This is a genomic window from Methylobacterium oryzihabitans, assembly GCF_004004555.2.
Taxonomy (GTDB): Bacteria; Pseudomonadota; Alphaproteobacteria; order Rhizobiales; family Beijerinckiaceae; genus Methylobacterium; species Methylobacterium oryzihabitans.
The window spans coordinates 1-23,561 of sequence record NZ_SACP01000016.1; the positions used below are offsets into that span (position 1 = coordinate 1).

Below are 23,561 nucleotides of genomic sequence, written 5' to 3' on the forward strand. Positions count from 1 at the left end.
GGCCCCGGCCGCCGCGACTGCGGCCATTCCCGCCGTGATGACCAGCGCGCCGCTGCCGCCGGCCCGGCCGGCCGAGTTCGCCGCCCGCGCCGTTCCGCTCGACCTCGCCGCCTACCGCCCGCCCGCCGCCCGCCGCTGATCCGAGATCCGGGAGCCCCGCCGATGACGATTCGCCAGTTCCTGCTGTGGACGCGCCACGATTCCGCCGGCCGCCGGGCCGAGGCGGCGGCCGCCCTGGCGCGGGCCTACCTCTATGCCGGCCTCGCCGGGGAGGGCCGCCGCGAGGCCCGCACCGCCCTGATGGCGCTCCTCGACGACCCCTCGCCGGTGGTGCGCCGGGCGCTGGCCGAGGCCTGCGCCAACGCCGCCGAGGCGCCGCGCCCGCTGGTGGTGGCCCTGGCCCAGGACCAGCCGGACATCGCCGCCCTGGTGCTGGCGCGCTCGCCGGTGCTGACCGATCCCGACCTCGTCGACTGCGCGGCGATCGGCGAGGAGGCGGCCCGCCTCGCCATCGCGGACCGGCCCTACCTGTCGCCGATGCTGTGCGGGGCGCTCGCGGAGATCGCCGGGCCGGCGGCGCTCGCGCGCCTCGCCGCCAATCCGGGCGCCGAGATCACCCGCGGCAGCCTGCTGCGCCTCGTCGACCGCCACGGCGACGACGGGTCGCTGCGCGAGGCGCTGCTCGCCCGCGCCGACCTGCCCCTCGACGTGCGGCAGGCGGTGACGGCACGGCTCGCCGCCTCGCTGTCGGATTTCGTCGTCGGCTGCGGCTGGCTCTCGCCGGAGCGCGGCGCCCGGGTCGCCCGGGAGGCGAGCGAGCGCACCACGCTCGGCCTCGCCGAGGGGGCCGAGCGCGGCGACCTGCGCCGGCTGGTCGAGCACCTGCGCCGCAACGGCCAGCTCACCGCCGGCCTGATCCTGCGGGCGCTGCTGACGCGCCGGATCGCCTTCACCGAGGCGGCGTTCTCGGACCTGACCGGGCTGACGCCGGAGCGCACCGCCGGCCTCCTGCACGACCCCCATGGCGGCTTCCCGGCGCTCTACCGCCGGGCCGGGCTGCCCGGAACGCTGCAGCCGGCCTTCGCGGCGGCCCTGTCGGCGTGGCGCGAGGAATCCCGCGGTCTGTCCGCCCTCGGCGGTCCTGCGCTGTCGCGGCGGATGATCGAGCGGGCGCTCACCGCCTGCGAGACGATGCCCTTCGCCGAGAGCCACGCGCTCGTGGCGCTCCTCAACCGCTTCGAGTCCGAGGCGACCCGCGACGAGGCGCGGGGCCTCGCCCGTTCGCTCGCCGGCGAGACCGCGGTGGCCGCGGCTCTGGAGGCGCTTCCCGCCCTCCCGGGTCCGCGGTCCGTGCCGCTGGCGGCGTGAGCCGGGCGGTTCAGTGCCTTTCTAAAGGGAGAATTGCTCCAACCGATTGATCTCACAGTATAAATGTTGTGCGCGGGATCCCCTCTCCCGAGTGGGAGAGGGGTAGGGGTGAGGGTGGAGATGGTTCAGGGTTAAGCGCCGAGCGTCGAGCAGCGCAGCTCAACCGTTCAGGATTATTGCGGAACCCTAGCCACCCTCACGCGGGATCTTCGATCCCCACGGCCCCTCTCCCACTCGGGAGAGGAAAGGTGCGCCACACCGAGAGCCGCCGTCGACCGGGGCAACGGGTGCAGGCGACCGCCACTTCGTTTCATCCGCAAGGGACGGCCAAGCCGGTGAGCAACTGTTACGGTTCTCGGATCGGATCGTCTGAAACCCGCATCATCGGGAGACATGGGACTACGATGACCTCTCCCGGGAGAAGGGAGACGCGTCTTGTCCCGAGCACAGCCCGGCGTGAGCCAGGATCCGGCTGCCATCGGTCCAGTCCCGTGACTGCTGGGCAACGGCCGTTCGGCCCTCCGATCATGGTGACGGATCCCCGCGACAGCGCGGCTGCAATCGACGCGGAGCATCGCGTCGTCCGGAACTGCCCCGACGACTTCTGCGGATCCGCCGCCATCTGTCCCGGACGCGTCGCCAAGGCCGTCGTTCTGCCCGATCGCCTGTGCTAGACGGACCTCCGTCCGGCGGGAATCGAGGCCGGCCTCCGCGGGGAACGGGCGCATGGGGAGCGGGAACGCGATCGCGCGGCGGCGGCTGCTCGCGGCGGGCGGGTCGGCGGCGCTGGCCGCCGGGCTGTCCCTGCGCCCCCGCCCGGCCCGGGCCGAGCCCAGGACCCTGCGGATCATGCAGTGGCGCCACTTCATCCCCGGCTACGACCGCTGGTTCAAGGAGGTCTTCGCCAAGGAGTGGGGCGAGGCCAACGACACCACCGTCATCGTCGACAGCGTCGGCTACGGCGACATCACCCGGCAGGCCCTGGAGGAGATCAGGGCGCAGCGCGGCCACGACCTCGTGCAGTTCGTGACCCCGCATGCGATGTATCTCGACCACCTCGTCGACCACCGCGAGGTGTTCGAGGAGTGCCGGCGGCGCTACGGTGCGCCGCACGACTTCGCGGTGCGGGCCCACTACAACCCGCGGACGCGCTCGCATGTCGGCTTCGCGGCGGTGTTCCAGCCGGCCCTGGTCAACGACCGCAAGGATCTGTGGGACGGGATCCGGGCGGCGCCCGACCGCTGGGACGACGTGCTCACCGGCGGCCGGCGGATCAAGCTCGTGACCGGGCGCCCCCTCGGCCTCAGCCTCGCCGCCGAGCACAACGGCGAACAGACCCTGCGCTCGATCCTGTACTCGTTCGGCGCCCACGAGCAGACCGCCGAGGGCGCCGTCGCGCTCAAGTCCCGGGAAACGCTCGACGCGCTCGCCTACGTCAAGGCGCTCTACGAGCAGGCGATGATCCCGGACGTGCTGACCTGGGACGGGGCCTCCAACAACCGCTTCATGCTCACCGGCGAGGGCTCGTTCACCGTCGACAGCCTGTCGATCCTGCGGGCCGCCGACACGATGGGCCTGCCCTTCGCCGAAGACCTGCGCCTGTCCGCGATGCCGGCCGGCCCGGCGGCGCGCCTCGGCTCGTTCGGCTTCTACACCTACGCGATCTGGACGTTCGCCGAGAACCAGGACGGCGCCCGCCGCTTCCTGGCCGACCTTGCCGGCCGCTCCCGCGAGGCGCTGATCGCCAGCGGCCTCCAGAACATGCCGTGCTATCCCGGCACCGTGCCCGACCTCGCCGCCCTCGCGGCCGGGCAGGGCGCGCGCTACGCGGTCATGCCGCAGGTCCCGGGCTGGACCACGAATGTCGGCCATCCCGGCTACACCAACCCGGCCATCGCCGAGATCTACGCCCGGGGCGTCGTCTCGCGGATGTTCTCCGCCGTCGCGACCGGACGCGAGACGCCGGAGGAGGCGGCGGAGCGGGCGCACGGGGAGGCGGCGGCGATCGTCGAGGGCTGGCGCGAGCGCGGCAAGGTCTGAGGCCGCGGCCGCCGGAGAGAGCCAGGATGCGGATTCGCAACAAGGTGCTGCTGACGATGTCGGTCCCGGTCGGGCTGCTCATCGTCCAGGTGATGACGGTGAACCACTTCGTGCGCGAGTTGCAGGCGGCGGTGAGCTTCATCGGGTCGGCGCACGCGGTGATCGAGGCCGACTTCGTCGCCGAGGAGATGGTCGCCCGGCTGCGAGCCCAGGCGCGCCAGCTCCCCTCGCGGGCGGTCGCCGCCGCCCCGGCCAGCGCCGAGGAACGCGCGGCGCAGCGCGAGACCTGGGACCGGCTCGATGCGTCGGTGGCGCTCATCACCGCCTCCGGCGCCACGAAGGCGGCGGTGCCCCAGGCGATGGCCGGCCTGACCGAGGCTCTCGCAGGCGCGCGCGCGCGCTACGCCGAGGCCGAGCGCCTCGCCGTCGACGGCGCCGCCGACCTCACCACCCTGATCGGGCCGGCCATCGCCGCCGAGCGCGCCCTCGGCGACCTCGGCACGGCGCTCACCCGCACCACCGTCGAGCTGCGCCGCGAATTGCGCAACGCCGTCGAGCGCGAGCGGGCGATCCACGACCGCCCGGTCATCGCCGGGGTGGCGATCGGCGGCGCCGCGGTGCTGCTGCTCCTCGCCTTCACGTGGTTCTTCGTCGACCGCTATCTCGTGCGCCGGCTGATGGCGCTGAGCGGCAGCATGAAGGCCATCGCCGGCGGCAACCTGCGGGTGCCGCTGCCCCCCGCCGCCGGCGCCGACGAGGTCGCCGACATGGCCCGGGCCCTGACGGTGTTCCGCGACACCGCGGTCGAGGTCGCCGACCAGAACCTGCGCGAGCGTCAGGTCGTCCTCGACACCATCGATTACGGCGTGCTGATCCTCGATGCCGGGCTCGGCGTGGTGATGCACAACCGCGCGTTCCGCGACCTGTGGATGGTGCCCGAGGCGATGGTGCGCCCCGGCCTCGCCATGGCCGACCTGCTGGAGATCCTGCGCCGGCGCGGCGTCTACAACGTCCGCGACGGCGAGTGGCGCTCCTATGTCGACGCCCGGATCGCCGCGATCCGGGCCGGGTCGGGCCCGCCGGCCGAGTGGCGCTGGCCCGACGGGCGCGTGCTCCAGTACGAGATCGTCGCCCTGCCCGACGGCGGGCGGATGCTGACCTATTTCGACCTCACCGAGCTGAAGCGGGTCGAGGCCGAGCTGCGGCTGGCCAAGGAGCAGGCCGAGCTGGCGAGCCGGGCGAAGTCCGACTTCCTCGCCAGCATGAGCCACGAGCTGCGCACGCCGCTCAACGCGATCATCGGCATCACCGAGATGCTGGTCGAGGACGCCGAGAGCGACGGCGACACGCATCTGGAGGAGCCGCTGGGGCGCGTGCTCAAGGCCGGCAAGCTGCTGCTCCAGCTCATCAACGAGGTGCTCGACCTCGCCAAGATCGAGGCCGGCAAGCTCGAGCTGCAACCCGAGGAGTTCGACCTGCGCGCCCTCGTCGACGAGGTGGTGGAGACCGCCGAGCCCCTCGCCGACCGGCGCCGCAACCGAATCCGGCTCGACGCCGATCCGGGCCTCGGGCAGGCGCAGACCGACCCGATGCGCCTGCGCCAGATCCTGCTCAACCTGCTGTCGAACGCCTGCAAGTTCACCGAGAACGGCGAGGTGACGGTGACGGCCCGGCGCCACGGCGACCGGCTGGTCCTGGCGGTGGCCGATACCGGGATCGGGATCGAGCCCGACCAGCTGCCGCAGCTGTTTCAGGAATTCCATCAGGCCGGGGCCGCCAAGCACCGCAAGTACGGCGGCACCGGCCTCGGCCTCGCGATCAGCCGCCGGCTGGTGGGCCTGATGGGCGGTGACATCACCGCGGCGAGCGAGATCGGCAAGGGCTCGGTGTTCACCGTGACGCTGCCCGACCGGGCGCCGGTCACCGCCGCGGCGGCGTGAGGGTGGGGCAGCGATGGCACGGATCCTCTACGTCGAGGACAACGACGACAACATCTACATGCTGCAGCGCCGCCTGCAGAAGCACGGCTTCGAGGTCGTGGTCGCCCGCGACGGCGCCGCCGGCGTCGAGCTTGCGCGCCAATGCCGGCCGGACCTGATCCTGATGGATCTCGGCCTGCCGATCCTCGACGGCTGGGAGGCGACGCGGGTGCTGAAGGGCGATCCGGCGACCCAAGCGATCCCGGTCATCGCGCTCTCGGCCCACGCCATGGCGGGCGACCGCACCCAGGCGCTCGAGGCCGGCTGCAACGACTACGACCTCAAGCCGGTGGACATGCCGCGGCTGCTCGGCAAGATCCGGCGCCTGATCGGCGGGGAGGCCGGCCCGTGAGCGACCCGGCGATCCTCGTCGTCGACGACGACGACAACAACCGCTTCACCCTGACCCAGCGCCTCAAGCGCGAGGGCTGGGGCAACGTCGCGCTGGCCTGCGACGGCCGCGAGGCGCTGGCGCGGCTGGCCGAGCGGCCGTTCGACCTCGTGCTCCTCGACGTGATGATGCCGGAACTCGACGGCATCGGCGTGCTCGTGGCGATGAAGGCCGATCCGGTGCTGCGGCACGTCCCGGTCATCATGATCTCGGCGGTCAGCGACATCGAGCGGGTGGTGCGCTGCATCGAGCTCGGGGCCGAGGACTACCTGCCGAAGCCCTTCAACAAGGTGCTGCTGCGCGCCCGGGTCGCCGCCTGCCTCGAGAAGAAGGCGCTGCGCGACGCCGAGCAGGCGCATCTGCGCCAGATCGACGCCCAGCGCGACCGCCTGCGCGAGCTGCTGCACGCCATCCTGCCGGATTCGGCGGTGGACGAGCTGGAGACCACCGGCCGGGTCGAGCCGCGCCGCCATCCCGACGTGATGGTGCTGTTCTGCGACGTCGCCGACTTCACCGCCTATTGCGACGCCCACCCGCCCGAGACGGTGGTCGCCGACCTCCAGCACCTCGTCGAGGCGTTCGAGGTGGCGGCCGAGCGGCACGGCCTGGAGAAGATCAAGACCATCGGCGACGGGCTGATGGCGACCGGCGACCTGCTGCTGCCCAATCCGGACGCGGTGATGGCCGGGCTCGCCTGCGCCTTCGCGCTGATCGAGGCCGCCCGCGCCGGGCCGGCCCGGTGGGAGCTGCGCTGCGGCCTGCATATCGGCCCGGTCGTCGCCGGGGTGGTCGGCCGCAGCAAGCTCAGCTTCGACCTGTGGGGCGACACCGTCAACGTCGCGGCCCGGCTCGCCAAGGCCGGGGCCCCGGGCTGCGTCTGCCTCAGCGCCGACGCGGCCGGGCACCTCGCCGGCCGCTGCGACCTGGAGGCCATGGGCCCGCTGCCGATGCGCGGCAAGGGCGAGGTGCCGGTGTTCCGCTGCCGCGCCGCGCCCGCCCTGGCCGCCGGACCCGCGGCGCCTATCTCGCAGGCATGACCGAGCGGAACGACCGGCGCGCGCCGACATGACCAGCGCAGTGGTGATCGGCGCCTCCGGCGGGATCGGCCGCGCGCTGGCGGCGGCGCTCGTCGCGCGCGGCGATCACGCCCCGGTCTTCGCCCTGTCGCGCTCCGGCGCCCCCGGCCCGGACGGGACCGAGGCCGGGCGGATCGACGTCACCGACGAGGCATCCGTCGCCGATGCCGCCGGGCTCGTGGCGCGGGCCGGCCCGGTCGGCCTCGTGGTGGTGGCGAGCGGGCTGCTCCACCGCGACGGGATCGCGCCGGAGAAGGCCCTGCGGGCGCTCGATCCGGCCGCGATGGCCGAACTGTTCGCGGTCAACGCCATCGGCCCGGCCCTCGTCGCCAAGCATCTCGTGCCGCTGCTGCCGCGCTCCGGCCGGGCGGTGTTCGCCGCGCTCTCGGCCCGGGTCGGCTCGATCGGCGACAACCGCCTCGGCGGCTGGTACTCCTACCGCGCCTCGAAGGCCGCCCTGAACCAGATCCTGCGCACCCTCGCGATCGAGGTCGCCCGGACGCGCCCGGAGGCGATCGTCGCCGGCCTGCATCCGGGCACGGTCGGCACCGGCCTGTCGCGGCCGTTCCGGCCCGACGCCGACGCGCCCGGGATCTTCCGGCCCGAGGAGAGCGCCGACCACCTCCTGCGGGTGCTCGACGGGCTCGCGCCCGGCGACAGCGGCGGGGTGTTCGCCTGGGACGGCCAGCGCATTCCCGCCTGAGATGTGGCACAGCTTGGCGCGGATGGCCGCCCGACAGGGTTTTCCGAACGCTGTGTTCGGAGAACCCTGTCGAAGCCCGCGCGGCGCCTGAGCGAAGCCGGTTTCTGCATCGCGACAGCGACTGCCACGCAGTCGCCGAGCGATCGATCAGAAACCGAAAGAGACGAGGAATATCCGTGAGCATCGGACTGATCGCCCTACTCGACGACGTCGCGGCGCTCGCCAAGGTGGCGGCGGCCTCCCTCGACGACGTCGCCGGGCAGGCGGCGCGGGCCGGCGCCAAGGCGGCCGGGGTCGTCATCGACGACGCCGCGGTGACGCCCCGCTACGTCGTCGGCTTCGCCGCCGAGCGCGAATTGCCGATCATCGGCCGCATCGCGGTCGGGTCGCTGCGCAACAAGCTGCTGTTCCTGCTGCCCGGCGCCCTGGCGCTCGGCGCCTTCGCGCCCTGGGCGATCACCCCGCTGCTGATGCTCGGCGGCGCCTATCTCTGCTACGAGGGCGCCGAGAAGGTCTACGAGGCGCTGTTCCACCACGGGGCGCACGACGACGAGGCGGCCGCGCCGGGCGAAGACGCCCGGGCCCTCGAAGACCGCCGCGTGGCGAGCGCGATCAAGACCGACTTCATCCTCTCGGCCGAGATCATGGCGATCACCCTCGCGTCCCTGCCCGAGGGCAGCGTGTGGACGAAGGCGGTCGTCCTGGCGGTCGTCGCCGTCGGCATCACGGTCGCGGTCTACGGCGTCGTCGCGCTGATCGTGAAGGCCGACGACGCCGGCGTCGCCCTGGCGCAGAACCGCTCCGCCTCGGCCTTCGGGGGCCTCGTGCGCGGGATCGGCCGCGGGCTGGTCAAGGGCATGCCGGGCTTCCTCAAGCTGCTGGCGATCGTCGGCACCGCCGCGATGATCTGGGTCGGCGGCGGCATCCTGGTCCACGGGCTGGAGGAATACGGCCTGCCGCAGCTCGGCCATGCCATCCACGCCGCCGCCGAAAAGGCCGCCCACGCGGTGCCGGCCCTCGGCGGCGCGGTCGAGTGGATCGTCACCGCGATCGGCTCGGGGCTGGTCGGCCTCGTCGTCGGCGGCCTGCTGATCCCGGTCACCAGCCACGTCCTGGCACCGGCCTGGCGCGGCCTGTCGCGGCTCAAGCCGCAGCGCGCCTGAGCGGCGCGGAGCCATCAGCAGTCGGTTACCACTTCGCGATTAGAAGCGACGGCAATCCGTCGCCTCAGGGATCGCCTCCGTGCCCAAGCGCGCGCTCCTCGCTCTCGGCTTCGTCGGCCTCGTCCTGCTGATCTATTACGGCCTCGGCGCCGTCGTGGCCTATACCGACGACGCCTACGTGCAGTCGGACTTCGTCGCGGTCGCGCCCGAGGTCGCGGGTCCGGTGCGGACCGTGTATGTCCGCGACGACCAGCCGGTCAGGGCGGGCGACCCGCTGGCCGAGATCGACCCGCGGCCCTTCGATCTCGCGGTCGCCCTCAAGCAGGCCCGGGTCGCCGAGGCGCAGGCGGTCACGGCGGTCAAGCAGGCCGAGGCCGCGGCGCTGACCGCCGACCTCCGGGCGGCGGAGGCGGCGCGGGCGCTCGCGCAGGTGGACGACGACCGGTTCGCCGCACTCGCCGGCGACGGGACGGTCTCCCGGGCCGACCTCGACCGCGCCACCGAGACCCTCAAGTCGGCCCAGGACGCGGTGGCGGCGGCGAAGGGACGAATCGCCGTCAACCTGCGCGAGGCGGCGACCGCGCAGGCACAGGTGGCCGTCGCCGAGGCCGAACTGGCGGTCGCCCGCTACGACCTCTCGCGGACCGCGCTGGCGGCGCCGGTGCCGGGCTTCGTCACCAACCTGAGCCTGCGGCCCGGCGACTTCGCGCGGGTCGGCACGCCGCTGATCGGCCTCGTCGACGACACCCGCTGGCGGGTGGTCGCCAACTTCACCGAGAGCGTCGCGGCCGGCCTGACCGAGGGCATGCCGGTCCGGGTCTGGCTCGACGCGACGCCGGGGCGGCTCTATCGCGGCCATGTCCGCAGCGTCGGGCGCGGCATCGCCCGCCACCCCGGCGCCGAGCAGTTGCTGCCCTACGTCAAGCCGACCACCGACTGGATCCGGCTCAGCCGCCGGCTGCCGGTGACGATCGGCCTCGACGAGCGGCCGGCGCGCCTGTTCATGGGCGCCGACGCCCGCGTCGTCCTGATGCGCTGAGGCCGCGCCGCGATGAGCCTCGCCGACCGCGTCCTCGGCGACCTGCGGGCCCAGGCCGCCCTCCTCGCCGCTGGCGGGCCGACCTCGGGGCTCGCCTTCCGCACCGCGCTCGCGACGGTGCTCAGCGTGCTGGCCGCCCTCGCGCTCCACCTCGATTCGCCGGACTGGGCCGGCATCACCGCCCTGGCGATCGTCCAGAAGGACGTCGCCGCCACCCTGGCCCGCAGCATCGACCGGGCCGCCGGCACCGTGGTCGGGGCGGTCGTCGGCTTCATCGGGGTCGGCGTCGTCGACGACCACCTGCTGTTCGGCGCCCTGTGCGTCGCCGCCGTCACGCTGGGCATCTACGGCGAGGCCCGGGTGACCCACGGCTACGCCATGCTGCTCGGCGGGCTGACCACGATGCTGGTGCTGTTCGGCTCCCTCGACGCGCCCGAGCAGGCGCTCAGCGTCGCGGTCTACCGCGCCCTGGAGATCCTGTGCGGCATCGCGGTCAGCTTCCTCGTCGACTACGCCCTATGCCCGAGCGGGGTCTTGCGCGCCTCCCTGCCGCCCAAGCCCGGCCTGTTCGCCCGGCCCGTCGACCGCGGGTTGCTGGCGGTGGCGCTCACCGCCGGGATCTCGGGCATCCTCATCGTCCTGATCTGGAAGGGGTTCCAGCTTCCGGGCTTCGGCCAGACCCCGATCTCGGCCTTCCTGATCCTCGCGGCGATGCGCGGCGAGCCGTGGCTCAGCGCGCTCAACCGCATCGGCGGCTGCTTCGTCGGCGGCGCCTACGGCCTGCTCGCCATGGCGGCCTGCGGCGACGCGATGCTGCCCTGGCTCGGCCTGATGCTCGCCGGCCTGTTCGTCACCGCCCACGTCAAGCACGGCGGCAAGGATTCCGCCTATGCCGGGCATCAGGCGGCGATCGCGACCGTGCTGGCGATGGTGCAGGGCTTCGCCCCCTCGGACGACATCCTGCCGGCGATCGACCGGCTCGTCGGCATCGCCGGCGGCATCCTGGTCGTGGCGGTCGGCGAGATCCTGCTGCTGCCCCCGGTGCGCTGGGCGATCGACCGGGTGCTCGGGCCCGCGGCCGACGAGACAACCGCCGGTTGACTCTCCCGTCCCGCGCCCGAGGTCCCGGGCCTCGCCGCCCGCACGGGACGCCCATGCTCCGCACGCTCCTCGCCGCCGCCCTCCTCATCGTCGCTGCCGCCGCCCGGGCCGAGCCCGATCCCGGCCTGGCCTACGGCCCCGAGCTGGATGGTTTCCCGCAGCCGTTCCCGGTCGCGCGCCACGCCGTCACCTCGCAGCGCCAGCCGGTGCAGATGGGCTATCTCGACGTGCCGCCGGAGCGGCCCAACGGCCGCACGGCGGTGCTGCTGCACGGCAAGAACTTCTGCGCCGCCACCTGGGAGGGGACGATCCGGGCGCTGACCGGCGCCGGCTACCGGGTGGTCGCCCCCGACCAGATCGGCTTCTGCACCTCGACCAAGCCCGCCGCCTACCAGTTCAGCTTCCGCCAATTGGCGCAGAACACCCACGACCTGCTGGCGCATCTCGGGATCGAGCGGCCGGTCGTCATCGGGCACTCCACCGGCGGGATGCTGGCCGCCCATTACGCGCTGCTCTACCCGCGCGAGACTGGCCGGCTGGTGATGGTCAACCCGATCGGGCTCGAGGACTGGAGCCGCAAGGGCCTGCCGCCGATCCCGATCGAGCAATGGTACGCCCGCGAACTGAAGACCACCGCCGCCTCGATCCGTGCCTACGAGCAGGCGACCTACTATGCCGGGCAGTGGGAGGAGCGCTACGAGCCCTGGGTGCAGATGCTGGCCGGGCTCTTCCGCGGGCCGGGCCGGGAGGCGGTGGCCTGGAACTCGGCGCTGCTCTACGACATGATCGTGACCCAGCCGGTGGTCGACCGCTTCCCCGACATCGCGGTGCCGACCCTGCTGCTGATCGGCCAGAAGGACGTCACCGCCATCGGCAAGGATCTGGCGCCGCCGGAGGTTCGTGGCCGCCTCGGCCACTACCCCGAACTCGGCCGCGCCGCCGCGGCGGCGATCCCCGGCGCCCGGCTGGTGGAGTTTCCCGACCTCGGCCACGCGCCGCAGATGCAGGACCCGGCGGCGTTCCACCGGGCGCTGCTCGACGGGATCGCGGCGCCGTGAGGCCTCATCCAAACCCCAACGGAGACACACCATGACCACCATCACCAAGGCTGGAACCTATGCCCTCGGCGACCGCCCGGTGACGCGCCTCGGCTACGGCGCGATGCAGCTCGCCGGACCCGGCGTGTTCGGCCCGCCGAAGGACCGGGAGGCCGCGGTGGCGGTGCTGCGCGAGGCGGTCGCCGCCGGCGTCGACCACATCGACACCAGCGACTTCTACGGACCGCACGTCACCAATCAGATCATCCGCGAGGCGCTCCATCCCTACCCGGACGATCTCGTGATCGTCACCAAGATCGGGGCGGTGCGCGGGGCCGATGCCTCGTGGAACCCGGCCTTCTCGGCCGAGGACCTGACCCGCGCGGTCCACGACAACCTGCGCAACCTCGGCGTCGAGGCGCTCGACGTCGTCAACCTGCGCATCATGCTCGACGTGCACGGCCCGGCCGAGGGCTCGATCGCCGAGCCACTCGGTATCCTCGCCGACCTCCAGCGCCAGGGGCTGGTGCGCCGGATCGGGCTGAGCAACGTCACCTCCCGGCAGGTCGCCGAGGGCCGCGGGATCGCCGACATCGTCTGCGTGCAGAACGCCTACAACCTCGCCCGCCGGGCCGACGACGCGCTCATCGACGAACTCGCCGCCGCCGGCACCGCCTACGTGCCGTTCTTCCCGCTCGGCGGCTTCAGCCCGCTGCAATCGACGGTCCTGTCCGGGGTCGCGCAGCGGCTGGGCGCCACGCCGATGCAGGTCGCCCTGGCCTGGCTGCTGCGCCGCTCGCCCAACATCCTGCTGATCCCCGGCACCTCGTCGGTGGCGCATCTGAGCGAGAATCTGGCCGCGGCCGAACTGGTGCTGCCCGACGACGCGATGGCGCAGCTCGACGGGATCGCGGGCGGACAGGGCTGACGGAAACTCAACCCGCCTCCGCGCTCGCCTCCATGCACATCCGGCCGTCCGCGTCGGTGGTCCAGCCCTTGAAGCCGGCGCCGTCGCGGCGGCCCGCGACCGCGAAGGTGCCGCCGGCGATCATCGGCGCGACGCCACGGTAGCGGAACCGCGCCGGGACCCGGCCGAGGCGGGTCGCCGCGAGGTTGAGGAGCAGGCTCGCCTGCATCGGGCCGTGCACCACCAGCCCGGCATAGCCCTCGACCTCGGTGGCGTAGGGCTGGTCGTAGTGGAAGCGGTGGCCGTTGAAGGTCATCGCCGAGTAGCGGAACAGCAGCACCGGCGTCGCCGGCACCGCCCAGCCCGGCGCGTCGGGCTCCGGAGGCGGCGCGCCGGCCGCCCCCGGGGCGTCGCCGGGGCGGCTCGCCTCTCGGTAGACGATGTCCTGGCGCTCACGGATCGCGACGCCGCGCGGCGTTGCGTACTCGTGCCGCACGGTGACGAAGCACAGGGTGCCGGTCCGCCCCTCCTTCACCGCCACGTCGGCGACGGTCTCGTGCCGGGTCACGGGATCGCCGACCCGGAGCGGCGCCAGAAGCTCGATCTCGCCGCCGGCCCACATCCGCCGGGGCAGAGGCACCGGGGGCAGGAACCCGCCCTTGGCGGCGTGGCCGTCCGGCCCGAGGCTGTCGGCCGCGGGCGTCTCGGGGGCGAGGCACCAGTGCAGGGCGAGCGGCGCCTCGCCGTCGGGCACCGGGGCGAGGTGGGGCGCCAGGGTCGCCCGGTACTCGGCGACGAGGCGGGGCGTCACGAGGTCCTCGACCGTCCGGGAGCGGCCGATCCACCCGCGCAGGTGATCGATGTCGACGGCGCTCATGCCGGGCCTCAATACGAGCGCGGCAGGCCGAGGACGTGCTCGGCGAGGTAGGACAGGATCAGGTTGGTCGAGATCGGCGCCACCTGATACAGCCGGGTCTCGCGGAACTTGCGCTCGACGTCGTATTCCTCGGCGAAGCCGAAGCCGCCATGGGTCTGGATGCAGGCATTGGCGGCCTCGAACGAGGCGTCGGCGGCGAGCATCTTGGCCATGTTGGCCTCCGGCCCGGGATTGGCGCCGCCCTCGTAGAGCCGCAGGGCTTCGCGCACCATCAGCTCGGCGGCGCGCATGTTGGCGTAGGCCCTGGCGATCGGGAACTGCACGCCCTGGTTCTGGCCGATCGGGCGCCCGAACACCCGGCGGTCGCGGGCGTAGCCGGTCGCCTTGTCGACGAACCACTTGGCGTCGCCGACGCATTCGGCCGCGATCAGGATCCGCTCGGCGTTCATGCCCGACAGGATGTAGCGGAAGCCGCGGCCCTCCTCGCCGACGAGGTTTTCGGCCGGCACCCGCAGGTCGTCGAAGAACACCTCGGTCGTGGCGTGGTTCATCATCGTGCGGATCGGCCGGATGGTGAGGCCGCGGCCCAGGGCCTCGCGCATGTCCACGAGCAGCACCGACAGCCCGTCGGTGCGCTTCATCCCGTCGGTCAGCGGCGTGGTCCGGGCGAGCAGCAGCATCAGGTCGGAATGCTCGGCCCGCGAGGTCCAGATCTTCTGGCCGTTGACGACGTAGTGGTCGCCGTCGCGGCGCGCCGTTGTCTTGAGCGCCGAGGTGTCGGTGCCGCTGGTCGGCTCGGTGACGCCGAAGGCCTGGAGCCGCAGCCGGCCCTCGGCGATCGCCGGCAGGTATCGGCTCTTCTGCTCGGGCGAGCCGTGCCGCAGCACCGTGCCCATCGTGTACATCTGGGCGTGACAGGCGCCGCCGTTGCAGCCGGCGCGCTGCACCTCCTCCAGCACCGCCGCGGCGGCCGAGAGCGGCAGGCCCGAGCCGCCATACTCCTCCGGGATCAGCACCGAGAGATAGCCGGCCTCGGTCAGCGCGGCGACGAACTCGGTCGGGTAGGCCATCTCGCGGTCGAGGGCGCGCCAGTACTCGCCGGGAAAGCGGGCGCAGAGCTTGGCGACCGCCTCGCGGATCTCCGGATAGCCGTCGTGAGCCGTCTGAGTCATGGCGCGGAAAACCTCCCGAGGGGTGGGCCGGGCGGCCGTGCCGCCGGCTCGTTCTGGCCGCGACCATGCCGGTCGCGACCCGCCCTGTCCAATACCTCCGCGGCGGGGCCGGCATATCGGACAGGTCTCGTTCAGGGCAATCGGGTGAACCCGATTGCCCTGGGTTTGTTGCTTGGCCTCAAGCGCCGGCCGTCACGCGCGACACGACGTGTCGCCGTGACTTTGGCTTTCGCTCCGCTCGGTGTCCGAGAGGACGTTCGTCCTCCCGGACCCGCTGCGCGGGGCGCTCCTCGCGCCCGCCGGTTCGACAATGGGGTTGCACCCGATTGCCCTACGGGTCTCGTGCCCCCATCTGGACGCCCCGTCGCGTCGGTGCTTAACTTCCCGGCGAAGTGCCGGTTCACAAGGCACCGGCCGTCGGAGGAGGCGTCGCATGGTTGCGCAACCCCGGTGCATCGCGCTCGTCGGTCCGTTCCAGAGCGGCAAGACGGCGCTCCTCGACGCCCTCCTTCACCGCACCGGCGCGATCGACCGCCCCGGCCGTCCCGGCACCCGCATCGGCGACGCCTCGGCGGAGGCGAAGGCGCACGCCATGAGCGTGGAGCCGTGCTTCGCCCGGGTCGAGTTCCTCGGCGAGAGCTTCACCGTCGTCGACTGTCCCGGATCGGTCGAGTTCGCCCACGACCTGCGGGCGGTGCTGCCGTTCTGCGACGCCGCGGTGGTGGTGTGCGAGGCCGACGCCCGCAAGCTGCCGGCGCTGCAACTGGTGCTGCGCGAGCTGGAGGCGATCGGCCTGCCGCGGCTGCTGTTCGTCAACAAGGCCGACGCCGCCGCCGGCTCGCTGCGCGACGCCCTGGCGCTGCTCCAGCCGGCTTCCGCGGTGCCGCTGCTGCTGCGCCAGATCCCGCTGATCCGCGACGAGGCGGCGTTCGGCTTCGTCGACCTCGCGCTCGAGCGCGCCTTCGTCTACCGCGAGAACGCGCCGAGCGAGGTCGTGGCGCTGCCCGACGGCGAGCGGCCGCACGAGAAGGCGTCGCGGTTCACGATGCTGGAGCGCCTCGCCGACCACGATGACGCGCTGATGGAGGACCTCATCACCGAGGTCGAGCCGGACCGCGACCGGGTCTTCGCCGACCTCGCGCGAGACCTGCGCGCGGGGCACGCGGTGTCGGTGCTGTTCGGGTCGGCCGAGCACGGCAACGGCGTCACCCGTCTGCTCAAGGCCCTGCGCCACGAGGCGCCCGGCCTCGACGCCACCCGGGCCCGGCTCGGCGTGGCGGCGGAGGGTCCGGCCCTCGCCGGGGTGATGCGCACGCAGCATACCGGATTCGGCGGCAAGCTGTCGGTCGCCCGCGTGCTGCGCGGGACGCTCCACGAGGGCGAGACGGTCACCGGTTCGGGCGGCAAGAGCGGGCGTATCGCCGGTCTCACCGGCTTCGCCGGCGGCGTGCCGGCCCGCGTCCACGAGGCGGCGGCGGGCGACGTCGCCGGGCTCGCCCGGCTCGACGGGATCGCCACCGGCGAGACGCTCGCCACCGGGCCGGCGCTGCCGCCGTCCCTGGTCGCCCTCGACCCGCCGGCCCCGGTCCACGCCGTGGCTGTGCGGGTGCGCGAACGCAAGGACGACGTGCGCCTCACCGCCGCGCTCGCCAAGGTGGTGGAGGAGGATCCGTCGCTGGCGCTGGAAACGGTGCCGGAACTCGGCGAGCTGCGCCTGTCGGGCCAGGGCGAGATGCACCTGCGGGTCGCGGTCGAACGGCTGGCCTCGCGCTTCGGCCTCGGCGTCGCCACCGAGCGGCCGCGGGTCGCCTACCGCGAGACCATCCGGGGCGAGGCCGCGGCGCGCGCCCGCCACAAGAAGCAGACCGGCGGCCACGGCCAGTTCGCCGACGTCGCCCTATCGGTGCGGCCGCTCGCGCGGGGCGGCGGCTTCGTCTTCGAGGACGCGGTGGTCGGCGGCGCCGTGCCACGCCACTACATCGCCTCCGTCGAGGCCGGTGCCCGGGCCTGCACCGCGCGGGGACCCCTCGGCTTCCCGGTGGTCGACCTCGCGGTGACGTTGCGCGACGGGGCGGCGCACGCGATCGACTCGTCGGACGCCGCCTTCCAGACCGCGACCCGCCTCGCCCTGGAGGAGGCGCTGGCCAAGGCCGGGCCGGTGCTGCTGGAGCCGGTGCTGGCGGTGACGATCCGGGCCCCGGCCGGCACCACCGCGCGGGCGACCGGGCTGGTCACCGGCCGGCGCGGCCAGATCCTCGGCTTCGGCGCCTGCCCGGACTGGTCCGACTGGGAGCAGCTCGACGCGCTGATCCCGGAGGCCGAGATGGCCGACCTGATCGTCGAGCTGCGCTCGGCCACGGCGGGCGGCGGGCGCTTCACCGCCCGGTTCGACCACCTCGCGGAGGTCGGCGGCCGCGCGGCCGAGGCGGCGATCGCCGGACAGGCGGTCCGGCGGGCGGGGTGAGGGGGCGTTCAGTCCGTCGCGCGCGTGCCCATACCAATGGCCCGAGATGCTGACGCATCGGGCCATTGATCCATCTCGAACTTTCGACGCCAAGCCAAAGGCCTGGCGAAAATTCGAGAAAGGAACCAAAGGTCGTTTTCAACGACCGTTGGTATCACAAGGCCGACAGGCGCTCGGCGTTCGCCCGGACATGCTCGCGGTAGCGGGCGATCACGGCATCGGGCGAGCCGCCGGCGAGGAGCATGTCGGCGGCCTCGATGGCCGCGTCGACCTTCTCGCTGACCATGCGCTGGGCCTCGGCCCGGCCGGCCTCGCTGCCCGACGCGATCTTGGCGAGCCGCATCCCGATCACGGTCTGGGATTCGAGGGCCAGCATGGTGGCGGAGTACCAGGGACCGAACATGCGCTTCTCCGGAGCGAGGGGAGGCGCCTGGGCGCCCCCGGATTGATGAAGGACCCGCCGACGGAGGGTCAGGCCGCGGCCCGGGTGGGCCCGCGCGGGGCGAGCACCCATCCGGCCGAGCGGCCGATGTCGCTCCAGCACGCGATCGCCGCCTCGACGGAGCGGTTGACCTCCGACAGGTGGCATTCGAGGAGGTCGGACGGCGAGCGGACCTCGAGCAGCGCCCGCCAGTAGGCGAGGGCGGCCAGGGTCTCGCCGCGGACGAACTCCGCAAAACGGGCGTTGACCGCGAACACGCCCTGCATCGCGGCGCGGGGCAGTTCCTGCGCCGGCTCGTCCTGACCGGGGTCCGGACGCTCGACGACCGGCGCCGCGACCACGGGAGCCGGCTTCCGGGCGGGGGGCGATTCCACGACGGGCTCGGTCGGCCCGGCTGCGGCGACGGGTGCCGCCTCGGCCTCGGCCGGGGTCTCCGCGAGCGGTTCCGCCGCGGGCTCGTCCTGCGCGACGGCCGCGGGCTCCTCGGCCGCCGGCGCCTCGGCGGTGGCTTCGGCCGCAGCGTCGCCGACGCCGTCGCCGGCGGCTTCGGCCGCGCGCGCGACCGGCTCGGGCGCCGCCTCCGCGACCGCTTCGACGTCCGTCACGGTCTCCTTGAGCAGCGGCTCGGCCTCTCCGACGATCTGGGTGTCGGGCACCGCGGCGGCGGCCGTCGCGGCGGGCCGTTCGGCGCCGACGACCGGCATGCGCGGGGTCTGCTTCCTGCGCGGCGGGGTGCCGCGGCGGCTGTTGGGTCCGGTGTGACGGTTGGTCATGGCAGTCGCCCTCTCTTGCTGTCGGAACGCCTCCAGGTCGCGAAACCCGTTCGCGTGCCCCGATCGGGGCCCGGTTCATAAGGCGAACGCGGCTGCATGATCGTCGCGATCGACTTCGGAAGTGTTAAATAACCACGCAGGCACCGGCTATCGACAGCCTATTCCGTTAAGAAAACGGCAGGATCGGTGTCGACGACCGGCGCCCGCGGTCCGGTTCAGCCCTTCGGAGCCGGCTTCAGACTGGCGAGTTCCTTCGCCTGAGCCTGGAGAGTCTCGATCTGACTGCGCATGTACTCGCCCTGAAGGCCGATCGCCTCCTTGGCGTCCTTCGCGTGCACCATCTTGTGGGCGAGGTCGAGGGTCGCGGCGATGTGCTGCTCGGCGTAGTCGAAGCCGCGGTTGACCGCGGTGCCGGCGGTCGATTGCGAGGTGTTGGTCGAGGTCTGCACCGCCTCGGCGACCTTGCGGGCGGTGCTGAGAAGGTTGCTGAACGCCGCGCGGGCGGTCTCGATGCCCTTCTCGGCCGATTCGCGGGTGTCGTTGGCGGCCTCTGGGCCCGAATTGGTGCTCATGATCGTTCCCTTGCGCTTCCTCGCGTCGGTGCGGGCCGCGGCAGGCGCTGTTGTGCGCTGCAGCATGGCGATATTGCGACGCAATGCAAGTCTTGACCCGCGGGCGGGAAAACGCAAGGTGGGCGGCTGCGGCCGGTTTCCGCGGCGGCGGCTCCCTCGGTGCCGGGCGCCGACGTGCAATCCGACGTTAACGAAGATTCGTCAGGGTGCGGCTTGTCCCCGTGTTTGTGGGGATGGTTGCGGGCCAGCCGGCCCGACCCTCGCTGTTGACGAGAGACCCCGATGGCGCACCTGCGGTTCAGACCCTCTCCGGCCGGATTGGTGGCCATGGCCCTCGGCGGTGTCGCGGTGTTCGGCTGGGGCGCCTTCGCCGTCACCGCCTCCGGCCAGCACGCGCTCGAGACCCGCATCGCCGAGGTCGAGGGCGAGCGTGACGCCCTGGCGGCGCGGCAGAAGCAGTTCCAGCAGACCGAGGCGGAACTGCGCGAGCGTCAGGCCAGGATCGCGGAGGCCAAGGACGACCTCGCCGGTGTCAATGCCGCCCGCGAGAAGGCCAAGGTGCAGCTCGCCGGCACGCAACGGGACCTCGCGGCGCTGACCAAGCGCCTCGACGCGGCCCGTGAGAAGGCGGCTCAGACGACCGGCAGCATCCCGGCGGCCGATGCGGCGAAGAAGCCGGCCCGCTGAACGCCGTCAGGCGAAGGCGGCCTGGCGGCGGGCGGTGCCGGGGGCTTGGTGGTCGGGATTCTGGAGGAAGGTCTCGGCGGCGCGGCCGGGAGCGGCCTGCTCGACCAGGGCCGACCAGCGCCGGTCGATCTCGTGGGCGTGGGTGAGGTGCCCGGCGGGGTCGTAGCGGCGCCAGCCGCAGCGCGGTTCGTCCCGGTCGGCGCCGATCTCGTCGTAGCTCTCGTAGCGGGCGACGAGGCGGCCGGCGGGATCGTACTCGCTGTGCGACCACGCCATGCCGTAGATGCGGCCGCCGCGGCTGCACGTGCCGTCGAGGCGTAACGTATGGTCGGCGGGGATCCGGAACACGGTTTCGAAGTCAGGGAGCTGGCATCGCATCACGCCGAATCCTTCCTCGTCTCGACCGCCCAAGTTGTGTTGATGGTTCCTTTACGAGTTTATGCACTCGGGGCGCCGCGTCAACTGCCGGCGGCCGGGCGAGGTCGTGGGCCGGCACGCGATCCGGTGCCGGCGGGGATGCGGTCAGCGGAACCCGGCCACCCGGCGGTCGCGCTTGCGCTCGGCGGCCGGCTGGTAGGCGATGCTGGCGTGATGGGGGCAGTAGGGCAGGCCGGTGATCGAGCGGGCGCCGCAGAACCGGAAATCCGGGGTCGCCGGGTCGCCCATCGGCCAGCGGCACATGAATTCCCGCAGCTCCATGATGGTGACCCGCTCGGAGACCGGCAGCGCGACGTCGGCCGGGCCTGACGGCCCGGGCTGCGGCACCAGTGCCAGGGAGACCGGCGCGGGCGCCACCACGGTGGCCGGGCGCGGCGCGGGGGCCGGCGCTTCCTCGGCCCGCGGGCGCCGCGTGGAAGCGGGGGCGGGCGCCGCCGGCTCGGACTCGGCCTTGAGCACCCGGCCGGCGAGGCCGAGGCGATGGATCTTGCCGATCACCGCGTTGCGGGACACCCCGCCGATCTCCGCCGCGATCTGGCTCGCGCTCCGCCCATCGATCCACAGCCGCCGCAGGAGCTCGACCCGCTCCTTCGTCCAGCTCGGGCCCGCATCCACCATCGCCGCCTCCGACTGTCCCCCACCCATCACCCATGTCGAATCGGCAAGCGACCGCGAGCGGCCCGAAGTCCGGCCGCGCGTTGCGATGCTTCCCGATCCTGCCTGGTGATCGCCGCCCACAGGCCCCGCACGAGGCCTCGTTTGCGACGGGGGTGAACCTACAGGACGGCCGGAGGCCCGCGCAAGGGTCCGGAGCCCGGCCGATACGCCTTTTCCGCCCCGCCGCGGTCGCGGCGGGAGCGCTTGCGGGACGGTGCCCGAAACCTTGATCCACTCGCCGACGTAACCCGAAAAAGACTAAGGATCAGTTACTTATTGCGGGCCGGAGCAGGAACCGGCGCGGGCTCTCCGGCGGTGCCCGACGCCGCCCGGTCGACGCTCCGGGACGGCTCGCGCAGCGGCACCCGTCCGGCCATCTCCCGCTGCCGTCAGGGTTATCCGCCCGGGTCGTGGCGCCGCTGCCACTGCGGCGCGAAACCGCTCGGACGCGCCGCGTTGCCGCCGGCCCCGACCGGTCCTATCTTGGCCCTGCGCCGGACCCTCGGCAGCCCGGGAGACCTCATGCGCACCAGCCTCGCGTGCTTCCTCGTCCTGTTCGCGCTCCCGAGCGGCCTCGCGGCGGAACCGGCGGACGTCCGCCTCGCCCCCCATCGCGCGGTCTACGACCTCTCCCTCGTCCGCAGCGGCGGCACCCGCGCGGTCGAGAGCGCGCGGGGCCGGATCGTGTTCGATTTCTCCGGGGATGCGTGCAAGGGCTGGGCGCTGCAATACCGGCAGGTGACGGTGCTGGAGAGTTCGGAGAGCGGCGCGCGCACCTCGGACCTGCGCAACACCACCTTCGAGAGCGGCGACGGCCGCGCGTTCCGGTTCCGGACGCAGTCGGACCTCAACGGCCAGACCGGTGCCCCGGTGGACGGCAACGCCGAGCGCGACGACAAGGGCCTGGAGGTCAGCCTGCGCGGCGCCAAGCGCAACACGTTGGCGGTGCCCGGCGAGGTGCTGTTCCCGGCCGCCCACATGCGGCGGCTGATCGAGGCCGCCCAGGCCGGCCAGAGCACCGTCGCCGTCAAGGTGTTCGACGGCTCGGACGACGGCCGCAAGGTCTACGACACGCTCGCGGTGATCGGCCCGCGCCGCCCGGTCGAGGCGCCGAAGGACGGCAGCGCCCCGCAGGCCGGCGCCCCGGCGGCGGACGCCGTCGAGGCGCCGCTGCGCGAGGGCGCGATGGCGACGATGCCGCGCTGGCCGGTGACGCTGAGCTACTTCTCGACCGGGGAGGGCGAGCGGACGCCGGTCTACGTGCTGTCGTTCGACCTCTACGAGAACGGCATCAGCGGCGCGCTCAGGCTCGATTACGGCGACTTCGCCCTCAAGGGCGCCCTGTCCCGGATCGATCTCGGCCCGGAGACGAAGGGCTGCCGGTCCTGACCGGCGCCGCCGGTCCGAAGGTCAGCCCGCGCTGGATCGCGGCATCGCCGAAGCGCGCGCGCACCGCGTCGATCGCCGCGTCGCGGCTGGCGTCGCGGCGCAGCCCCGGCTCGGCGAGGTCGCCGCGGTCGGCCAGTTCCGCCGGGCCGAGGTCGCCGGCCCCGATGCCGATCAGCCGGTAGGCGGTGCCGTCGCAGGCCTCCGCGAGCAGCGCCTCGGCCGGGCGGAACAGACGCTCGGCGATCTGGGTCGGCGCCAGACCGGACCGGGTCCGGGTGCGCAGCCGGAAGCTCGCATCCTTGAGCTTCAGGGTGACGCTGCCGGCGGAGAACCCGCCCCGCTTGAGCCGGCGGGCCACCTTCTCGCACAGCCGCCACAGGACCGGCCGCAGGACCGCCATCTCGCGCAGGTCGTCGGCGAAGGTGGTCTCGGCCGAGACGCTCTTCGTCTCGCGCTCCGGCCGCACCGGGCGCGGGTCCTCGCCGCGGGCGAGCCCCGCGAGGCGGGCGGCGTCGCGCCCGAGCGCCGCGGCGAGCCGGCCCGGATCGGTACGGGCGAGGTCTTCGATCCGCACCACCCCGAGCCCGGCGAGGCGGGCGGCGGCGGCCCGGCCGATCCCCGGCAGGAGGCCGACCGGCCGCGGCGCCAGGAACCCGACCGCCTCCGCCCGCCCGATCACCGCGAAGCCGCGCGGCTTCTCCAGGTCGGAGGCGATCTTGGCCAGGAACTTGTTGGGCGCCAGCCCGACCGAGACGGTGATGCCGATCTCGTCCTCGACCCGCCGGGCGAACCGGGCCAGGGTCAGGGCGGGCGCCGCCCCGTGCAGGCGCTCGGTCCCGCGCAGATCCAGGAACGCCTCGTCGATCGAGACCGGCTCGACGAGGGGCGTGAGCGCCTGCATCATCGCCCGCACCTGCCGCCCGACCGCGGCGTACTTCTCCATGTCGGGGCGCAGCACGACGGCGTCGGGGCAGGCGTCGAGGGCCTGGAACATCGGCATCGCCGAGCGCACTCCGTAGGTGCGCGCGACGTAGCAGGCGGTCGAGACCACCCCGCGCCGGCCGCCGCCGATGATGACCGGCCGGTCGCGCAGGGCGGGATCGTCGCGCTTCTCGATCGCGGCGTAGAAGGCGTCGCAATCGACGTGCGCGATGGTCAGCCCGTCCCGTTCGGGATGGGCCAGCAGCCGCGGCGAGCCGCAATGGCGGCAGCGCGCCGCCCGATCCCCGCCGCGGCAGCAATCGAGGCACAGGACCGGACCGATCGTCATGCGTCGAAGGAGGTCA

At 73.3% G+C, this 23,561-nt stretch carries 22 protein-coding genes; 14 read left to right on the top strand and 8 right to left on the bottom strand.

Annotation, left to right across the window (positions count from 1 at the left end; translation table 11 throughout):
- Window positions 1-162 precede the first annotated feature (162 nt).
- From EOE48_RS16565 to EOE48_RS16615, 11 genes are all read left to right on the top strand, one after another.
- Window positions 163-1,368, top strand: a complete 1,206-nt coding sequence (locus tag EOE48_RS16565; protein ID WP_127731105.1) for a DUF2336 domain-containing protein — start codon at window positions 163-165, stop codon at window positions 1,366-1,368.
- 726 nt (window positions 1,369-2,094) lie between these two features.
- Window positions 2,095-3,408: an extracellular solute-binding protein gene (locus tag EOE48_RS16570; protein ID WP_127731107.1), complete on the top strand. Its 1,314-nt coding sequence runs from the start codon at window positions 2,095-2,097 to the stop codon at window positions 3,406-3,408.
- Window positions 3,409-3,434: 26 nt separating this feature from the next.
- Window positions 3,435-5,348 (top strand): sensor histidine kinase, encoded by a 1,914-nt coding sequence (locus EOE48_RS16575; RefSeq protein WP_127731109.1) that lies wholly within the window; start codon window positions 3,435-3,437, stop codon window positions 5,346-5,348.
- A 13-nt stretch (window positions 5,349-5,361) separates the two neighbouring features.
- A complete protein-coding gene (locus tag EOE48_RS16580) occupies window positions 5,362-5,739 on the top strand; it encodes a response regulator (RefSeq protein WP_127731111.1) in 378 nt (125 codons plus the stop codon).
- Window positions 5,736-6,815 (top strand): adenylate/guanylate cyclase domain-containing protein, encoded by a 1,080-nt coding sequence (locus tag EOE48_RS16585; RefSeq protein WP_127731113.1) that lies wholly within the window; start codon window positions 5,736-5,738, stop codon window positions 6,813-6,815. The genes EOE48_RS16580 and EOE48_RS16585 overlap by 4 nt, the downstream gene beginning before the upstream one ends.
- Window positions 6,816-6,843: 28 nt before the next feature.
- Window positions 6,844-7,557: an SDR family NAD(P)-dependent oxidoreductase gene (locus EOE48_RS16590; RefSeq protein ID WP_127731115.1), complete on the top strand. Its 714-nt coding sequence runs from the start codon at window positions 6,844-6,846 to the stop codon at window positions 7,555-7,557.
- 176 nt (window positions 7,558-7,733) lie between these two features.
- Window positions 7,734-8,720 carry a DUF808 domain-containing protein gene (locus EOE48_RS16595; RefSeq protein WP_127731117.1) on the top strand — a complete coding sequence of 329 codons (987 nt, stop codon included), beginning with the start codon at window positions 7,734-7,736 and terminating at the stop codon, window positions 8,718-8,720.
- Window positions 8,721-8,799: 79 nt separating this feature from the next.
- Window positions 8,800-9,759: an HlyD family secretion protein gene (locus EOE48_RS16600; RefSeq protein WP_187371445.1), complete on the top strand. Its 960-nt coding sequence runs from the start codon at window positions 8,800-8,802 to the stop codon at window positions 9,757-9,759.
- Between the two features lie 12 nt (window positions 9,760-9,771).
- On the top strand, window positions 9,772-10,860 hold the full coding sequence (locus tag EOE48_RS16605; protein WP_127731121.1) for an FUSC family protein: 1,089 nt from the start codon (window positions 9,772-9,774) through the stop codon (window positions 10,858-10,860).
- 53 nt (window positions 10,861-10,913) lie between these two features.
- Window positions 10,914-11,918 carry an alpha/beta fold hydrolase gene (locus EOE48_RS16610; RefSeq protein WP_127731123.1) on the top strand — a complete coding sequence of 335 codons (1,005 nt, stop codon included), beginning with the start codon at window positions 10,914-10,916 and terminating at the stop codon, window positions 11,916-11,918.
- Window positions 11,919-11,949: 31 nt separating this feature from the next.
- Window positions 11,950-12,825 (top strand): aldo/keto reductase family oxidoreductase, encoded by an 876-nt coding sequence (locus tag EOE48_RS16615; RefSeq protein ID WP_127731125.1) that lies wholly within the window; start codon window positions 11,950-11,952, stop codon window positions 12,823-12,825.
- A gap of 7 nt (window positions 12,826-12,832) precedes the next feature.
- Here the strand turns inward: EOE48_RS16615 and EOE48_RS16620 are convergent, their stop codons facing one another.
- Window positions 12,833-13,681, bottom strand: coding sequence for an HTD2 family dehydratase (locus tag EOE48_RS16620; protein ID WP_127731127.1), 849 nt, complete (start codon window positions 13,679-13,681; stop codon window positions 12,833-12,835).
- 8 nt (window positions 13,682-13,689) lie between these two features.
- Window positions 13,690-14,853 carry an acyl-CoA dehydrogenase family protein gene (locus EOE48_RS16625; protein ID WP_127731129.1) on the bottom strand — a complete coding sequence of 388 codons (1,164 nt, stop codon included), beginning with the start codon at window positions 14,851-14,853 and terminating at the stop codon, window positions 13,690-13,692.
- A gap of 433 nt (window positions 14,854-15,286) precedes the next feature.
- Between EOE48_RS16625 and EOE48_RS16630 the strand changes: the two genes are divergently transcribed.
- Window positions 15,287-17,317 (top strand): elongation factor G, encoded by a 2,031-nt coding sequence (locus EOE48_RS16630; RefSeq protein WP_127731131.1) that lies wholly within the window; start codon window positions 15,287-15,289, stop codon window positions 17,315-17,317.
- Between the two features lie 154 nt (window positions 17,318-17,471).
- On the opposite strand, the gene EOE48_RS16635 is transcribed toward EOE48_RS16630, so the two are convergent.
- The 3 genes from EOE48_RS16635 to EOE48_RS16645 all read right to left on the bottom strand — a co-directional run bounded on the left by EOE48_RS16635 (window position 17,472) and on the right by EOE48_RS16645 (window position 19,104).
- Entirely contained in the window at window positions 17,472-17,720 is a 249-nt protein-coding gene (locus tag EOE48_RS16635; protein ID WP_127731133.1) for a hypothetical protein, read from the bottom strand.
- Between the two features lie 68 nt (window positions 17,721-17,788).
- On the bottom strand, window positions 17,789-18,532 hold the full coding sequence (locus EOE48_RS16640) for a phasin family protein (protein WP_127731135.1): 744 nt from the start codon (window positions 18,530-18,532) through the stop codon (window positions 17,789-17,791).
- Between the two features lie 215 nt (window positions 18,533-18,747).
- Entirely contained in the window at window positions 18,748-19,104 is a 357-nt protein-coding gene (locus EOE48_RS16645; RefSeq protein ID WP_127731137.1) for a phasin family protein, read from the bottom strand.
- Window positions 19,105-19,431: 327 nt separating this feature from the next.
- On the opposite strand from EOE48_RS16645, the gene EOE48_RS16650 reads away from it, so the two are divergent.
- Window positions 19,432-19,791: a hypothetical protein gene (locus EOE48_RS16650; protein WP_246154526.1), complete on the top strand. Its 360-nt coding sequence runs from the start codon at window positions 19,432-19,434 to the stop codon at window positions 19,789-19,791.
- A 6-nt stretch (window positions 19,792-19,797) separates the two neighbouring features.
- Here EOE48_RS16650 and EOE48_RS16655 read toward each other — a convergent pair whose 3' ends face one another.
- Together EOE48_RS16655 and EOE48_RS16660 are read right to left on the bottom strand one after the other, a co-directional pair.
- Entirely contained in the window at window positions 19,798-20,139 is a 342-nt protein-coding gene (locus EOE48_RS16655) for a hypothetical protein (protein WP_246154528.1), read from the bottom strand.
- Between the two features lie 174 nt (window positions 20,140-20,313).
- Entirely contained in the window at window positions 20,314-20,847 is a 534-nt protein-coding gene (locus EOE48_RS16660; RefSeq protein WP_127731374.1) for a GcrA family cell cycle regulator, read from the bottom strand.
- Between the two features lie 561 nt (window positions 20,848-21,408).
- On the opposite strand from EOE48_RS16660, the gene EOE48_RS16665 reads away from it, so the two are divergent.
- Window positions 21,409-22,275, top strand: a complete 867-nt coding sequence (locus tag EOE48_RS16665; RefSeq protein ID WP_127731142.1) for a cell envelope integrity EipB family protein — start codon at window positions 21,409-21,411, stop codon at window positions 22,273-22,275.
- Here the strand turns inward: EOE48_RS16665 and EOE48_RS16670 are convergent.
- Window positions 22,217-23,545, bottom strand: a complete 1,329-nt coding sequence (locus EOE48_RS16670; protein ID WP_127731144.1) for a DNA polymerase IV — start codon at window positions 23,543-23,545, stop codon at window positions 22,217-22,219. The two genes, EOE48_RS16665 and EOE48_RS16670, sit on opposite strands and share 59 nt — an antisense overlap.
- Window positions 23,546-23,561 lie beyond the last annotated feature (16 nt).

Coding starts and splice junctions, on each gene's coding strand:
- EOE48_RS16565 (WP_127731105.1), top strand. CDS start 163: ATGACGATTCGCCAGTTCCTGCTGTGGACGCGCCACGATTCCGCCGGC.
- EOE48_RS16570 (WP_127731107.1), top strand. CDS start 2,095: ATGGGGAGCGGGAACGCGATCGCGCGGCGGCGGCTGCTCGCGGCGGGC.
- EOE48_RS16575 (WP_127731109.1), top strand. CDS start 3,435: ATGCGGATTCGCAACAAGGTGCTGCTGACGATGTCGGTCCCGGTCGGG.
- EOE48_RS16580 (WP_127731111.1), top strand. CDS start 5,362: ATGGCACGGATCCTCTACGTCGAGGACAACGACGACAACATCTACATG.
- EOE48_RS16590 (WP_127731115.1), top strand. CDS start 6,844: ATGACCAGCGCAGTGGTGATCGGCGCCTCCGGCGGGATCGGCCGCGCG.
- EOE48_RS16605 (WP_127731121.1), top strand. CDS start 9,772: ATGAGCCTCGCCGACCGCGTCCTCGGCGACCTGCGGGCCCAGGCCGCC.
- EOE48_RS16610 (WP_127731123.1), top strand. CDS start 10,914: ATGCTCCGCACGCTCCTCGCCGCCGCCCTCCTCATCGTCGCTGCCGCC.
- EOE48_RS16615 (WP_127731125.1), top strand. CDS start 11,950: ATGACCACCATCACCAAGGCTGGAACCTATGCCCTCGGCGACCGCCCG.
- EOE48_RS16620 (WP_127731127.1), bottom strand. CDS start 13,681: ATGAGCGCCGTCGACATCGATCACCTGCGCGGGTGGATCGGCCGCTCC.
- EOE48_RS16625 (WP_127731129.1), bottom strand. CDS start 14,853: ATGACTCAGACGGCTCACGACGGCTATCCGGAGATCCGCGAGGCGGTC.
- EOE48_RS16630 (WP_127731131.1), top strand. CDS start 15,287: ATGGTTGCGCAACCCCGGTGCATCGCGCTCGTCGGTCCGTTCCAGAGC.
- EOE48_RS16635 (WP_127731133.1), bottom strand. CDS start 17,720: ATGTTCGGTCCCTGGTACTCCGCCACCATGCTGGCCCTCGAATCCCAG.
- EOE48_RS16640 (WP_127731135.1), bottom strand. CDS start 18,532: ATGACCAACCGTCACACCGGACCCAACAGCCGCCGCGGCACCCCGCCG.
- EOE48_RS16645 (WP_127731137.1), bottom strand. CDS start 19,104: ATGAGCACCAATTCGGGCCCAGAGGCCGCCAACGACACCCGCGAATCG.
- EOE48_RS16650 (WP_246154526.1), top strand. CDS start 19,432: ATGGCCCTCGGCGGTGTCGCGGTGTTCGGCTGGGGCGCCTTCGCCGTC.
- EOE48_RS16660 (WP_127731374.1), bottom strand. CDS start 20,847: ATGGTGGATGCGGGCCCGAGCTGGACGAAGGAGCGGGTCGAGCTCCTG.
- EOE48_RS16665 (WP_127731142.1), top strand. CDS start 21,409: ATGCGCACCAGCCTCGCGTGCTTCCTCGTCCTGTTCGCGCTCCCGAGC.
- EOE48_RS16670 (WP_127731144.1), bottom strand. CDS start 23,545: ATGACGATCGGTCCGGTCCTGTGCCTCGATTGCTGCCGCGGCGGGGAT.